10 protein-coding genes, 2 pseudogenes and 1 riboswitch are annotated in these 13,857 nt (G+C 71.9%); of the genes and pseudogenes, 7 read left to right on the top strand and 5 right to left on the bottom strand.

Annotated elements, in window-relative coordinates; all coding sequences use genetic code 11:
* The 6 genes and pseudogenes from BIU96_RS19650 to ribH all read left to right on the top strand — a co-directional run.
* A pseudogene (locus tag BIU96_RS19650) lies at positions 1-930 on the top strand (hypothetical protein); the annotation flags it as partial.
* 227 nt (positions 931-1,157) lie between these two features.
* Complete coding sequence (locus BIU96_RS01135) at positions 1,158-2,537, top strand: esterase family protein (RefSeq protein ID WP_254785887.1); 1,380 nt, start codon at positions 1,158-1,160, stop codon at positions 2,535-2,537.
* Complete coding sequence (locus tag BIU96_RS01130; RefSeq protein ID WP_071290741.1) at positions 2,534-4,999, top strand: bifunctional lysylphosphatidylglycerol flippase/synthetase MprF; 2,466 nt, start codon at positions 2,534-2,536, stop codon at positions 4,997-4,999. The genes BIU96_RS01135 and BIU96_RS01130 overlap by 4 nt, the downstream gene beginning before the upstream one ends.
* 145 nt (positions 5,000-5,144) lie before the next feature.
* Positions 5,145-5,279, top strand: a riboswitch (FMN riboswitch).
* A gap of 91 nt (positions 5,280-5,370) precedes the next feature.
* Complete coding sequence (locus tag BIU96_RS01125; RefSeq protein ID WP_083402551.1) at positions 5,371-6,120, top strand: riboflavin synthase; 750 nt, start codon at positions 5,371-5,373, stop codon at positions 6,118-6,120.
* 65 nt (positions 6,121-6,185) lie between these two features.
* Positions 6,186-6,788, top strand: a pseudogene (ribB, locus tag BIU96_RS01120) (3,4-dihydroxy-2-butanone-4-phosphate synthase); the annotation flags it as partial.
* 50 nt (positions 6,789-6,838) lie between these two features.
* Entirely contained in the window at positions 6,839-7,318 is a 480-nt protein-coding gene (ribH, locus tag BIU96_RS01115; protein WP_071290740.1) for a 6,7-dimethyl-8-ribityllumazine synthase, read from the top strand.
* A gap of 158 nt (positions 7,319-7,476) precedes the next feature.
* Here the strand turns inward: ribH and BIU96_RS19645 are convergent, their stop codons facing one another.
* The 5 genes from BIU96_RS19645 to BIU96_RS01095 form a co-directional block, all read right to left on the bottom strand.
* Positions 7,477-7,647 (bottom strand): hypothetical protein, encoded by a 171-nt coding sequence (locus tag BIU96_RS19645; protein ID WP_166645590.1) that lies wholly within the window; start codon positions 7,645-7,647, stop codon positions 7,477-7,479.
* Positions 7,648-7,714: 67 nt separating this feature from the next.
* Positions 7,715-8,263 (bottom strand): TetR/AcrR family transcriptional regulator, encoded by a 549-nt coding sequence (locus BIU96_RS01110; RefSeq protein WP_071290739.1) that lies wholly within the window; start codon positions 8,261-8,263, stop codon positions 7,715-7,717.
* An 82-nt stretch (positions 8,264-8,345) separates the two neighbouring features.
* A complete protein-coding gene (locus BIU96_RS01105) occupies positions 8,346-9,260 on the bottom strand; it encodes a carbohydrate ABC transporter permease (protein WP_083402549.1) in 915 nt (304 codons plus the stop codon).
* Positions 9,257-10,291 (bottom strand): carbohydrate ABC transporter permease, encoded by a 1,035-nt coding sequence (locus BIU96_RS01100; RefSeq protein WP_083402548.1) that lies wholly within the window; start codon positions 10,289-10,291, stop codon positions 9,257-9,259. Before BIU96_RS01100 ends, BIU96_RS01105 begins: the two co-directional genes overlap by 4 nt.
* Positions 10,288-11,598 carry an extracellular solute-binding protein gene (locus BIU96_RS01095; protein WP_254785885.1) on the bottom strand — a complete coding sequence of 437 codons (1,311 nt, stop codon included), beginning with the start codon at positions 11,596-11,598 and terminating at the stop codon, positions 10,288-10,290. The genes BIU96_RS01100 and BIU96_RS01095 overlap by 4 nt, the downstream gene beginning before the upstream one ends.
* Positions 11,599-11,782: 184 nt before the next feature.
* Between BIU96_RS01095 and BIU96_RS01090 the strand changes: the two genes are divergently transcribed.
* Positions 11,783-13,825 (top strand): aldo/keto reductase, encoded by a 2,043-nt coding sequence (locus BIU96_RS01090; protein WP_071290776.1) that lies wholly within the window; start codon positions 11,783-11,785, stop codon positions 13,823-13,825.
* Positions 13,826-13,857: the final 32 nt, after the last annotated feature.

Genomic DNA, 13,857 nt, shown 5'->3' with positions numbered 1-13,857 from the left:
GGTGGTTCGACCTCCGGGTCGGACGGCACGGCCTCGGGCACGCAGGTGTCCCCGGTGGTCTCCGTCCCCGTGACGGTGTCGGGCAACGGCATCGGTCTGCTGGGTGACGGGACCTCGACGGGGTCCACGACCCCGGCGACGGGCACGGGCACCGGCACGACGACGCCGGCTGCTGGCGGGTCGACCTCCGGGTCGGACGGCATCGCGTCGGGTTCGCAGGTGTCCCCGGTGGTGTCGCTGCCGATCACGATCGGTGGGAACGGCATCGGCCTGGTCGGTGACGGGACCTCGACGGGGTCGACGACCCCGGCCACGGGCGCCGGCACCGGAACGACGACGCCGGTTGCGGGCGGTTCGACCTCGGGCGACGGAGGACTCCTCTCCGGCACCCAGCTCACCCCGGTGATCAGCCTGCCGGTCACGATCGGCGGCAACGGGATCGGCATCGTCGGCGACGGCACCAGCACGACCACCACGCCCGGCACCGGCACGGACCCCGGCACGGGCACGGACCCCGGCGACGGGACCGACCCCGGTGACGGCACGACGCCCGGAGACGGGACCGACCCCGGTGACGGCACGACGCCCGGTGACGGCACCACCCCCGGTGACGGCACCACCCCTGGTGACGGCACCAGCACCCCGGGCGCCGGAACCGGTGTCGACGACGGCACCACCCCCGGAACGGTGACCACCCCCGTCAGCGGAGCCGCCGCGGTCGTGGCGACCACTGCCTCCCGGGCCGTGAACGCCGACACGATGACCGCCGGTGCCTCGACGGTGGCACAGACGGCGGTCCGCGCCGCTGCCGGCGCGGCCGCGCCGGGGCTCGCCTACACGGGCGCGACCTCGCCGGTCCTGCCGGCCGGGTTCGCCCTGCTCCTGCTCCTCGCCGGAGCGGGGACGATGGTGCTGCGCAAGCGGCACTGACCGCGCTGCGGGTGTCGGTGCCGTGCACGCGGCACCGACCCCGCGGTCACAGCGGGTCGGAGGGGCACCGGATCAGGGTGCCCCTCCGACCCGTGCCCGCGGTGCGTCGCAGCCGATCAGAGCTGAACGCCGGCTGGTGGCGGTCTGGGAGCGGTCGGTGGTGAACCTGTGGACAGCAGAAGCGCCTCCGGGGCTGCCCGGCAGCGGGGTGCGGCCACGATGAGACCGTGCTCCACGACCTCCTGCGCATCCCGATCACCGGGCGCGACGTCCTCGTCCCCGTCGACGTCCTCGCCCTGGTGCTCACCGTCTGGGTGGTCGTCGTGCCACTCCTGCAGCGGGGCGATCGGCGGCGGTCGGCGCACCCCGTCCGCGCCGTCGTCATCCGGGTCGCTGCACTCGTGGTGGGCGCCGGTGCCGGACTCGTGGCGGTGTGGTGGACCGGGGACGTGCTCGACCTCTTCGGGGTCTCGTTCACGCCGGTGACCCGCATGTGGATCGCCTTCGCGTGCGCCGGCATCGCTCTGCTCGTCGTGGTGCTGGTGCAGGGCGGGTGGACCCTGCGCGTGGTCGCGCTCGGGGCAGCGGCGTGCGTGGCCCTGGCCGCTGGACTCGGCGTCAACGTCGACTTCGGCTTCTACAAGGACGTCGAGCAGGCGGTCGCGACGAACCCGTACCCGACGCGGACGCTCCCCGCGCCCCACCACGGCGGCGCGACCGGTGCCGATGCCGCTCGGCCCGCCGGCAGCGCCGAGGTCAACCCCGCCGACTGGCACGCGCCCGCCGGGATGCCGCACGAGGGCGAGACGATCAGCGTGCGGATCCCCGGGACGGTGTCGCACTTCCACGCCCGGAAGGCCGTCGTCTGGCTGCCGCCGGCGGCCCGCACCGCGCACCCGCCGAAGCTGCCCGTGCTCGTCTCGCTGTCCGGCCAGCCCGGGCAGCCGGCAGACATGTTCCAGACGGGTGACCTCGGCGAGTACCTCGAGCACTACGCCGAGACCCACGACGGGCTCGCCCCGATCGTCGTGGCGCCCGACCAGCTCGGCGCGCCCGAACGGAACCCGATGTGCGTGGACTCCCGCCGGCTCGGGCGCAGCGCGACCTACGTCATGACGGACACCGTGCAGTGGATCCGGCACCACCTGCCGGTCGCGAGCGCGCCGAGCGCCTGGGGCATCGTCGGGTTCTCCGAGGGGGCCACCTGCGCGATGCAGTTCTCCGCCGCACACCCGGAGGTGTTCGGCACGACGCTGGCGATCTCGAGCGAGATCGGGCCCCGGAACGGCAGCGTGCAGCAGACGATCGCGCTCGGCTTCGGCGGATCGGTCGCGGCCTACCGGGCGGCGGCACCGAGCGCGATCATGACGGCGCACGGGCACTACCCGCACCACCTCACCGTGTTCGGGTACGGCCAGGACGACGCGCCCTACCACGCGTCGACGGACGCGCTCCGAGCGGTCGCCGAACGGGTCGGGATGCAGACGTCGCTCATCGTGTCGCCGGGGTCCGCCCACGACTGGAACACCGTGCGCTACGTTCTGTCCCACGGCCTCCCGGCGGTCATCGCGCACCTCGGGCTGCCGGCGACGAAGGGATCGCTGTGAGCCAGACCGACCCGGGCACGAGGGAGTCCGGACCGGCGACGACCCGCTGGCGGAGCGCCTGGCGGACCGTCTCGCGTACCGTCCGGAGGCACCCGGTCACGACCGCGATCCTCGTCCTGGTGCTCGCCACCTCGGCGACCGCCGTCGTCCTCCGCGTGGTGCACGGCACCGGCCCGGTCTCCTACGGCCCGTTCCGCGTGTTCGCAGCGTCGACCGGCGTCATCGCGATCCTGCTCACCCTGGCCGGCGTGGTCGTGCTCGTCGGTGCCGCCGAACGCCTGATGGGCTCGTGGCGGACGGCGGTCGCGTTCGTCCTGACGACCGTCGTCGGCACCGGCATCGGGGCGTTCAGCGCCTTCGTCGACTCGGACGGACGTGACGTCGGGCCGCTGCTCCTCGGGCGGGCGACGAGCTTCGACCCGTGGACCGCCATCGTGGGCACGATCGTCACCGCGAGCGCCTTCGCCGGTCCGCTGTGGCGTCGCCGGATCCGGGTGAACGCGCTCGCCGTGGTGGCCGCACTGCTGCTCTACGCCGGACACGCCTCGGACCTCTACGCCGTGCTGGCAGCCGGCGCCGGTTGGCTCCTCGGCGAACTGCTCCGCCGGACCCCGAAGCGGAACGGCTGGCTGCGGAGCTCGCACCGTGAGACCCGGGTCCTGCTCGGCACCGTGGTGCTCGTGTCGGCGGTCGGCCCGGTCATCGCCCTCGTGTCCCGCGCCCGGGTCGGGATCCTCGCGCCGCTCGCCGCCGTGGTCGGGGCCGGACCGGTGACCCCGGTGCACGGCTGCCGTGCCGACGGCATCGCGGGGGAGTGCCTGCGAGCGCTCATGGCCTACCGCGCGACCGACCCCTGGACGGTCGTGCTGGCCGCGGCCCCGCTGTTGGTCCTCGTCGTCGCGGGGCTCGGGCTGTTCCGCGGCAGCCGGTTCGCGGTGTGGCTCGTCGTCGTGGTGGACGTCGTCACCGCCGTGGCCGCCGCGGTCACCTACGGCGCCGTCCCCGGCCGGGTCGAGCAGCTGCACGGCACCGAGGACCAGTTCATCGTCGACGTGTCGATCGCCGCGTCGATCGTCGTCCCCCTGGCGACCGCGGTCGTGCTGGTGGTGCTCCGCCGGTCCTTCACGGTGCTGTCCTCGCGCCGTCGCGTGGTCACCTTCGCGGTGACGGTCGGGTCCGCCCTCGTCGTCATCGTCGCGGTCGTGCTGGTGACCGCGGCGTCCGCACCCCAGCACGTCGAGGACCCGCTCCGGCTCGCCGTCGCCGCCCTCGGTCCGCTCTCCCCGGTCACGTTCTGGGACCGCCTGCCGTCGCTGCACCCGATGCTGCGGGTGGTCCTCGGCCTGGCCGGACCGGTGCTCTGGTTCGTCATCGCCCTGGCGTCCGTGCGGCCCACCGGCGCCGTCGAGCCCGACGCCGACCCGGACGGCACCCGGCACGACCGCGACCGCGCACGCGCCCTGCTCGAGGCCGGTGGCGGCGACGCCTTCGGCTGGATGACGACGTGGCACGGCAACGCGTACTGGTTCGCCGAGGACGGTCGTGCGGCGGTCGCGTTCCGCCGCAACGGCCGTGTCGCGGTGACGGTCGGCGGCCCGTTCGGCTGGCCGGACGCCCGCGCCGACGCGATGACCGCGTTCGCCCGCTGGTGCGACGACAACGGTTGGACGGCGGTGTTCTACGGCATCGGCGTCGAAGCCGCCGGCACCCTCACGGAGCAGGGCTGGAGCACGCTGCCCGTCGCCGAGGACGCCGATCTCGACCCGCGCACGTGGACGACGAGCGGCAAGAAGAAGCAGGACGTCCGGACCTCGGTGAACAAGGCGAAGCGTGAGGGCATCACAGCGACCTGGTCGTCGTGGCAACAGCTGCCGAGCTCGACGACCCGGCAGATCGAGGCGATCTCGGAGGAGTGGGTCGCCGAGCGCGAGCTGCCCGAGATGGGCTTCACCCTCGGCGGCGTCGACGAGATGCGGGACCCGGCGGTCCGCACCCTCGTCGCGCAGGACGGGGCCGGTACCGTGCTCGCGGTCACGAGCTGGCTGCCGAGTCACCGCGAGGGGCGCGTCGTCGGGTGGACGCTCGACGTCATGCGCCGGACCGGTGCCGCGCCGAACGGGGTGATGGAGTTCCTGGTCGCGAGCGCCGCGGACCGGATGCGCGAGGACGGCGTCGAACGGCTCAGCCTGTCCGCCGCACCGCTCGCGCAGGCGTCGGACACCGCGCCGGCGAACGAGGGCGTGCAGGACCTGCTCGACCTGGTCGGCGGGGTGCTCGAGCCCGTGTACGGCTTCCGGTCGCTGCTGAAGTTCAAGCTGAAGTTCGGCCCCGAGCTGCACCCGCTGGTGCTCGCCTACCCGGACCCGGTCGCGCTCCCGGCGATCGGGATCGCGGTGGTCCGCGCGTACCTGCCGGACCTGTCGCTCCGGCAGGCGGTCGCCCTGGCGCGGGGGCGCGGCTGACGGGAGGCGCGGTGCGGGCCCGCCCCGCGCCTCCAGGCAGCCGGCACGCACGTCGCGAGCCGCCGTCGGGACCGCGACGCCCCGTTACGTCCGCGCAGGTGGCGCAACGCGACCGTCGTGCGTCTGGGGTATCGTTCCGACTACGCAAGCGCTCCGGGGTCGGTGTAATTCCGAACCGGTGGTGACAGTCCACGAACTGATGACGGGTGCGAACCCGGCAGAGGTTGACCTGGTGAAACTCCGGGACCGACGGTGAGAGTCCGGATGGGAGGCGCGCTGGCGGACAGGACGTCCCACCATGCGGTGGCGCGACCCGTCCGTCGATGCCGACGATCGTCGAACGCCCCCGGAGTCCCGTTGAGAGGACACCAGTGTTCACCGGCATCATCGAGGAACTCGGCACCGTCACCGCCGTCGAGCAGCACGGCGACTCCGTCGCGCTCACCGTCCACGGCCCGCTCGTGGTCGCGGACGCACAGCACGGCGACTCCATCGCCACGAGCGGCGTCTGCCTGACCGTGGTCGAGCAGACCCCCGAGACCTTCACCGCCTTCGTCATGAAGCAGACGCTCGACATGAGCGCGCACGGCACCCTGGCCGTCGGCGACCGGCTCAACCTCGAGCGTGCGGCCTCGGTCGGGGACCGCCTCGGCGGCCACATCGTGCAGGGGCACGTGGACGGCACGGCGACCGTGCTCGAGACGGCCGACGGCGACGGGTGGCGCCGCGTGCGGTTCTCGCTCGCGCCCGACCTCAGCCCGCTCGTCGTCGACAAGGGGTCGATCGCGCTCGACGGCGTCTCCCTCACGGTCAGTGCCGTCTCCGCGGAGGACACCCCTCCGGATGCCGCCTGGTTCGAGGTGAGCCTGATCCCCGAGACCCTCGCCGCGACCACGCTCGGCGCGCGGAAGCCGGGGGACCGGGTGAACGTCGAGACCGACGTGCTGGCGCGGCACGTCCGGCGGATGCTGCGGCTCGACGCTGCCGTGCAGTCCTTGCCGGCGGGGTCGGGCGCGGCCGTTGGGTCGGCCGGGTCGGCCGGTTCGGCTGTGTCCGTCGGGTCGGCCAGGTCGGCCGCGTCCGTCGGGTCGGTCGCGCCCGTCGGTCTGGAGGCCCGGTGATGGTCGCCGAGGCACGGCACGCCACCGACGCACCCACTGTGGCCGACGTACCCGCCCCGACCGACGTGCTCGCGCTGTCCGGCATCGACGAGGCGGTCGCCGCCATCGCCGCCGGCCGACCGGTGATCGTCGCGGACGACGAGCACCGCGAGAACGAGGGGGACGTCATCCTCGCCGCGGAACTCGCCACCCCGGAGTGGATCGCCTGGACCGTCGCCCACTCGTCCGGGTTCATCTGCGCCCCGGTCAGCGCCGAGATCGCCGACGCACTCGACCTGCCGCCGATGGTGGCGCACAACGAGGACGTCCGCGGCACCGCCTACACCGTGACCGTCGACGCCGCCGTCGGCGTGACCACCGGCATCAGCGCCCACGACCGGTCCCGCACGCTGCGGGTCCTCGCCGACCCCACCTCGGTCCGCGACGACCTGCACCGCCCCGGACACGTCGTGCCCCTCCGTGCACGACCGGGCGGGGTCCGCGAACGCGCGGGCCACACCGAAGCCGCGATCGACCTCGTCACCACAGCCGGGCTCCGGCCCGCCGCGGCGATCTGCGAGATCGTCGACGAGGACGGCGGCATGATGCGCCTGCCGGGACTCCTCGCACTCGGGGCACGCGCCGGCGTGCCCGTCATCACCATCGCCGCACTCGTCGAGTGGCTCGACGCGGCAGACCGGGCGACGGCCGAGACCGTACCCACGGAAGGAACGACACGATGAGCGGAGCAGGCGCGGCGGATCGCGACCACGTCGACGGCAGCGGGATCCGGGTGGCGATCGTCGCCGGGCAGTGGCACGAGGCCATCGCCGGCGGACTGCTCGCCGGGGCGCAGCGCGAGGTCGAACGCCTCGGGGCCACCGCCGAGGTCATCCCGGTCCCGGGGAGCTTCGAGCTGCCGGTCGTCGCGAAGACCGCGCTCGAGTCCGGGTTCGACGCGGCGGTCGCGCTCGGCGTGATCATCCGCGGCGGTACCCCGCACTTCGAGTACGTCTCGGACGCGGCCACCAGCGGCTTGACCCGCGTGGCGATCGAGACCGGCAAGCCCGTCGGGTTCGGCGTGCTCACGCTGGATGACGAGCAGCAGGGGCTCGACCGTGCCGGTCTGCCGGACTCCAAGGAGGACAAGGGCGCCGAGGCCGTGCACGCCGCCGTCTCCACCGCGGTCACGCTGCGGAAGCTGCGCGTGCTGGCCTAGCGCGGACGCCGCGGATCACACCACGAATCCGACATCGAACCGGGCCCCGTGGTCGGTTCGATGTCGGATTCGTGGTTCGGCACCGGCCGGTCCCGCCGCCGGAACGCAGAACGGCCCCGCACCTCTGCAGGTGCGGGGCCGTTCGGTGTGCGGTGTGGTTACCGCTTGCCGAACACGTGGATCGGCAGGAAGAAGGAGAGCGACATGAGCAGGAGGCCGCCCATGAAGATGAAGGCCTGACCGGACTCCACCTGGAACGCGAAGCCGAACAGGTACATCGACACCAGCAGCAGCAGGATCGAGAAAACAGCGGCGATGACGCGGCCCACGGTGGTACCTCCGGAAGTCAGGCGGGTGGATCGCAGCCAGTCTATCCCCAGCGGGGTCGGTGTCGGTTCACGCACCGGGCCTGGTCGCGATGAGGCGGTCTACGACACCGAGCAGGGCCTCCATGTCGACGGTGCTCCGGTTCGGCCGGACGTCGCTCGCGGCCCCCAGGGAAGCCTGGTGGTACAGCCCGTCGCCGAGCAGTTTCACGGCCTGCGCGGTGGGTTCGTCCCCGAGTGCGTCGACGAGCGTGGTGAGCCAGCCGTTCTCGGTCTCGTCGAGGGTCCGACCCGCCTCTTCGTAGCCGGCCTGCTGCAGGCGGCTCGCGGCGAGGAGGGCGAGGTCGAGCTCGCTGCCGACGAACAGGCAGTTGCGCACGAAGTACCGCGCGGCGCCGTCCTCGGCGTCCCGCATCCGGTCGACGTCCATCGCGGAGAGGTCCGACAGACGCTCGCAGAGCCCCTCGACCAGGGCGGCCTTCGAGCCGAAGTGGTAGAGCAGTCCGCCCTTCGAGACCCCGGCACGTGCGGCGACGGCGTCGAGGGTCGCCGGACGCTCTCCTTCCTCGCACACGATGGCGACGAAGCTGTCCAGGACACGATCGCGGGCGCTTGCCATGGCCACGAGTCTAGGGAGTCGTGCGGTGCTCCGGAGCCGTGGGCGGCGACGCGGCGGCCGCGCCGTCGCCCACGGTCCACGGTCAGCCCTTCAGCGCACCGGCGGCGATGTTCGCGATGAAGTGCCGCGACCCGATGATGAAGACGCCGATCAGCGGGAAGACGCTGATCACCGCGCCGGCCATCACGGCGCCGAGGTCGGTCGCGTTCACCGAGCTCAGCCCGGCGAGGGCGACCTGGAGCGTCTGGCCCTTCGGGTCGATGAGCACGATGAGTGGCCAGACGTAGTCGTTCCAGGCGGTGATGAACGTGAAGATGCCGAGGAACGCGAGGCCGCCGCGGAGCATCGGCACCGCGATCGACCACCAGGTCCGGAAGAACCCGGCGCCGTCGACCCTGGCGGAGTCGATCACCTCGTTCGGGATCGACCCCGTCGCGAACTGCCGGAGCAGGAAGATGCCGAAGGCGTTCGCCGCTCCCGGCACGATGAGCGCCTGCAGGCCGCCGATCCACCCGAGGTTCGCCATGAGCACGAAGCTCGGCACCAGGGACAGGCTGCCGGGGACGAGGAACGTGGCGAGCATCACGGTGAAGAGGGACCGCTTGAACGGGAACTCGTACTTGGCGAACGCGAACGCGGCGAGCGAGTCGAACAGCATCACGAGGACGGCGGTGCTGCCCGCCACCACGACGGTGTTGAGGAGCGCCCGCAGCATGTCGACGTTGCTGAACACCGAGGCGACGTTGGCGAGCGCGTTGTCGCCGAACCAGAGCGACGGCGGGTAGCCGAAGATCTCCGCGTTGGTCGAGGTCGACATCACGAGCAGCCAGTAGAAGGGGAAGATCGACAGCAGCACCCCGACGATCAGGCAGAGGTGCGTGACGGCGGTGCCGAGCCACCCGCGGCGGAACCCGTGGCCGCGGTCGTCGCCCGCGGCGCCCGGACGTCCGAGGGCGGCTGCGGTGTTGGTGGTCGTCGTGGTCGGTGTCGCGGTCATGCGTCGACCCCCTTCGCGCTGGTGCGGGCGGTGCGCGGGGCCCGGAGGCGTCGCGGCGTCTTCAGGCCGTCGCGCTCACTGAGCAGGCGCCAGTTGATGATGGCGAACACCACCGAGAAGATGAACAGCACCCAGGCGATCGCCGACCCGTAGCCGAAGTCGAACTGGTTGAACGCCTGCTCGTACTGGTAGAGCACGATCGTCATGCCGGCCTCGTCGGGGCCGCCCACCGCCTGCCCGTTGAACAGGATCTGCGGCTCCGTGAAGAGCCCGAGTCCACCGATCGTCGAGGTGATGAGGGTGAAGAGGATCACCGGGCGGAGGAGCGGCACGGTGATCCGCGAGAAGATCTGCCACGCGTTCGCACCGTCGACCTTGGCAGCGTCGTACAGCTCCGTCGAGATCGACTGCAGCCCGGCGAGGTAGATGATGGCGTTGTACCCGGTCCAGCGCCAGATCACCATCACCGAGATCGTGATCTTGATCCCCCAGTACGACGACAGCCAGCCGACCGGGTCCGCGCCGAGCGCCCGCAGTGCCGCGTTCACCAGGCCGAAGCCGTCGGAGAACACCGACCCGAACACGATGGCCATCGCCACCATGCTCGTGACGTTCGGCACGAAGAACGCGACGCGGTAGAAGCCCTTCGCCCGGATGTTGCCGTGCAGCAGGAACGCGAGCACGAGTGCGAGGAACAGCATCGGGATCGTCGACATGATCCAGATCAGGAACGTGTTGCCGACGGCGTTCCAGAACCGCGGGTCGCCGAGGAGGTACTGGTACTGCGCGAGTCCGACGAACGCGGGGGACCCGACGCCGTCCCAGTCGGTGAACGACAGCACGATCGAGAACACGATCGGGAACAGCCCGAACACCAAGAAGAGGACGTAGAACGGCGCGATCGCGACGTACTGCGGCCAGAACCGTCGGAGCCCGAACCGCTTGCCGGTCGCGGCGGTGGTGATCGACGAGGTCGGTGTGCCGACCACGGCGGGGATGCTCGTCGTCGGGGGTGCCTGCTTGGTGCTCATGCCGCCACCCCGCGCTTCTCGAGGACCCGGTTCGTCTGGTCGACGGCGTCCTGCCACGCCCGGTCGGGGTCCTTCCCGCCGGCCTCGACGTTGGTGATCTCGGTCGCGAAGGCCCCGATGAAGCGCTCGGAGTTCGAGATGTACGTCACCGGGACGTCCATCGCCGAGGCGTTGAAGAACGCCAGGGGGTCCTGGTCGCCGAAGTAGTCGCCGGGCTTCCGCATGATCCCGTTCGCGAACGACGCCGGTGTCGACGGGAACAGCTGGATGTCGTTGTACGTGTGCGACTGGACCTCGGGCGAGGTGATCCACTGCGCGAAGGCGGTGGCGGCAGCGGGGTCCTTCGACGTCTTCGGGACGGCGAGGAACGAGCCGCCGCTGTTGCCCGGCCGCTCCGGCTGCCGTGCGATCCGCCACTGACCGGCGGCGTCGGGCGCGGTGTCGTGGATGATCTGCGTCCACCACGCGCCCTCGATCTGGCCGGCGACGCGGCCGGACACCCACCCGGCGTTCTGGTCGGTGCCCGACTGCAGGTTGCCGGTCAGCCCGGACCGGACACAGGCGACGGCGTTCTCCCACGCCTGCCGGATCGAACTGTCGTGCCGCTCGAACACCGGGCGGTCGTCGCGGTCGAAGTACCGCGTGGGGTTCGCGTAGACGTACTGGTTGAACAGCTGCGTCGCCGTGATCACGGTGGCGGCGTCCGCGCCCTTCCGGATCTTCGCGCCGAACGACCGGAATCCGTCCCAGGTCGAGACGGCGTCCGAGACCTCGTCCGGGTCGGTCGGCAGCCCGGCCTTCGCCAGCACGTCCTGCCGGTAGAAGAAGCCGGTCGGTCCGGTGTCGACCGGCCAGAAGCACTGCCGGCCGCTCGGCGTCCGGCCCAGGGCGGTCTTCCAGTCGTAGTACTCACCCCGCTTCGCCTTGCCCCCGTGGTCGTCGAAGTCGGTGAAGAGGTCCTCGTCGGGGAAGTAGAGCCAGCAGTTCGAGTTCACCATGAGGACGTCGGGGATGAAGGCATTGCCGGCCAGCGCCGTCCGGAACTTGGTGTCGTACGACGCTCCGCCGATGAGGTCGGGGCGGAGCCGCTTCGCGCCGTGGCCGCTGATGCCGCCGGCGGCCTGCCGGAGGAACTTCGGGTCGAGCGACCGGTTCCAGTACCAGAGGACGAGCTCGTCCGGGTCCTTCGAGATCGCGGTGCCGGTGGAACACCCGGTGAGGAGCGCCGTGGAGGCGAGGGCGCCGAGGGCGCCCGCACCGGCGAGGAACCCCCGCCGGCTGAGACTGATCGATGGTGCTGCTGTCACGGAGTACCTGCTCTCGTCGTTGAGATCGGGATACCTGGAGCGTTCGACCGTGAACGCTCACGAAGTGGTGCAGAGCATCCTCCCGTGGACACGCCGTGTCAAGCACCTACACCGTTGCAGGCCCGGCCCGCTGGCAGTACGGTCGTCGTGACCGTGAAGGTTCACGACGAGAATGGGTACCCGCATGTCAGCGCAGACCGCGACCACCGCCAGCAGCAGCACGGACGTGCAGCAGGACGTCCCCGGCTGGGCGGTCCTCGGCCCCGGCGGGATCGCTCGCCGCTTCCTCTCCCAGCTCCCCGCGAGCGCCGTCGGCGCCACCCTCGTGGCCGCCGGCAGCTCCTCGCCGGAGCGGGCGCAGGCGTTCGCCGACGAGGCCGCGGAGCACGGCTTCACCGGTGTCGTCGCCGGTTCCTACGACCAGGTGCTCGCAGACCCCCGGGTGCACGCCGTGTACGTCTCCACGGTGCACACCGGGCACGCCGCCCTCGTCCTCGCCGCGCTCGAGGCGGGCAAGGCCGTCCTCTGCGAGAAGCCCCTGTCGCCGAACCACGGCACGTCGATGGCGCTCGCCGACGCCGCGCGCCAGGCCGGCCTGCCGCTCGTCGAGGCGTACATGTACCGCTTCCACCCGCAGACCGCTGCGCTGCTCGAGCTCGTCCGCGACGGCGCGATCGGCGAGGTCACCCACATCGACGCCTCGTTCGCTTTCCGAGCCGGCGAACGGTCCGGCCGACTGTTCGACGTCGACACCGCGGGCGGCGGGATCCTCGACGTCGGCGGGTACCCGGTCACGATGGCGGCGGCGATCGTGCAGGCCGCCACCGGGGTCGCGGTCGCCGAGCCGACCGAGCTGACGGCCCGCGGGACCCTCGGCCCGACCGGCGTCGACGAGTGGACGGTCGCACACCTCACCTACCGCGACGGCATCACCGCGGACGTCCGCACCGGTGTCCGGGTGCAGGACGACAACGCCGTCCGGGTGCACGGCACGCGCGGGACGATCACGCTCGCCGACCCCTGGACGCTCGGCGACGACCCGACGATCGTGGTCCGGACCGTCGACGAGGACCCGCGCACGCTGTCCTTCGCCGGCGAACACCCCTACGCGCGCGAGGCCGACGCGACCACCGCGGCGCTCGCGGCCGGCCGGGTCGAGGTCCCCGAGTACACGCTCGACGAGTCGCTCGCCACTGCCCGCACGCTGGACAAGTGGCGCGCCGCCATCGACCTCCGCTTCCCGTTCGAGGCCGAGTCCGCCGACATCCCCACCGTGAGCGGTCGGCCGCTCCGCGTGCAGGACAGCAACCCCATGCGGTACGGCGAGATCCCCGGCGTCGGCAAGCAGCTGTCCCGCCTGGTGATGGGCGTCGACAACCAGCCCGACCTCGCGCACGCCAGCGCGATCTTCGACCTGTTCGTCGAGCAGGGCGGCAACGTCTTCGACACCGGCTACATCTACGGTGGCGGCGTGCTCGAGGGTCGGCTCGGCAAGTGGATCCAGAACCGCGGCGTCCGCGAGGACGTGGTGGTCATCACAAAGGGCGCACACACCCCGTTCTGCGACCCGGAGTCGCTCACGAAGCAGCTGCTCGAGAGCCTCGAGCGGCAGGGCACCGACTACGCGGACATCTACATGATGCACCGCGACAACCCGGACATCCCGGTGGGGGAGTTCGTCGACGTCCTCGACGAGCACCGCCGTGCCGGGCGGATCCGCGTGTACGGCGGGTCGAACTGGACGCCCGCCCGCTTCGACGAGGCGAACGCCTACGCCCGGGCCAACGGCAAGCACGAGTTCGAGGTGCTCAGCAACCACTTCGGGCTGGCCGAGGCGTACGACGTCCCGTGGGCCGGGTGCGAGCACGCCACCGACGCCGCGTCGAAGGCGTGGCTCGAGGAGCGGCAGGTCCCGCTCCTGCCGTGGTCGTCCCAGGCGCGCGGGTTCTTCACGGGTCGTGCGACGCCGGAGGACACCAGCGACGCCGAGCTCGTGCGCTGCTACTACAGCGACCAGAACTTCGAGCGGCTCCGCCGTGCGCGCGAGCTCGGCGAGCAGTTCGGGGTCCCGGCGACGGCGATCGCCCTGGCCTACGTCCTGAACCAGCCGTTCCCGACCTTCCCGCTGTTCGGACCGCGTACGATCGCGGAAGCCCGGTCGTCCATGACCGGCCTCTCCGTCGACCTCACTCCGGAACAGGTGGCATGGCTGGACCTCCGCGACTGACCCGGTCGCCCCAGGACGGCTCGCACCCCGGC

It is taken from the genome of Curtobacterium sp. MCBA15_008 (genome assembly GCF_001865065.1).
In the GTDB taxonomy this organism is placed as follows: Bacteria; Actinomycetota; Actinomycetes; order Actinomycetales; family Microbacteriaceae; genus Curtobacterium.
Note: the sequence above shows the minus strand (reverse complement) of the source record. Positions and strands in the feature narration are given on the sequence as shown.

What these genes read in the sequence shown, in the direction of transcription:
- ribH (WP_071290740.1), top strand. Translation starts at nt 6,839, where the DNA reads ATGAGCGGAGCAGGCGCGGCGGATCGCGACCACGTCGACGGCAGCGGG.
- BIU96_RS01110 (WP_071290739.1), bottom strand. Translation starts at nt 8,263, where the DNA reads ATGGCAAGCGCCCGCGATCGTGTCCTGGACAGCTTCGTCGCCATCGTG.
- BIU96_RS01105 (WP_083402549.1), bottom strand. Translation starts at nt 9,260, where the DNA reads ATGACCGCGACACCGACCACGACGACCACCAACACCGCAGCCGCCCTC.
- BIU96_RS01100 (WP_083402548.1), bottom strand. Translation starts at nt 10,291, where the DNA reads ATGAGCACCAAGCAGGCACCCCCGACGACGAGCATCCCCGCCGTGGTC.
- BIU96_RS01090 (WP_071290776.1), top strand. Translation starts at nt 11,783, where the DNA reads ATGTCAGCGCAGACCGCGACCACCGCCAGCAGCAGCACGGACGTGCAG.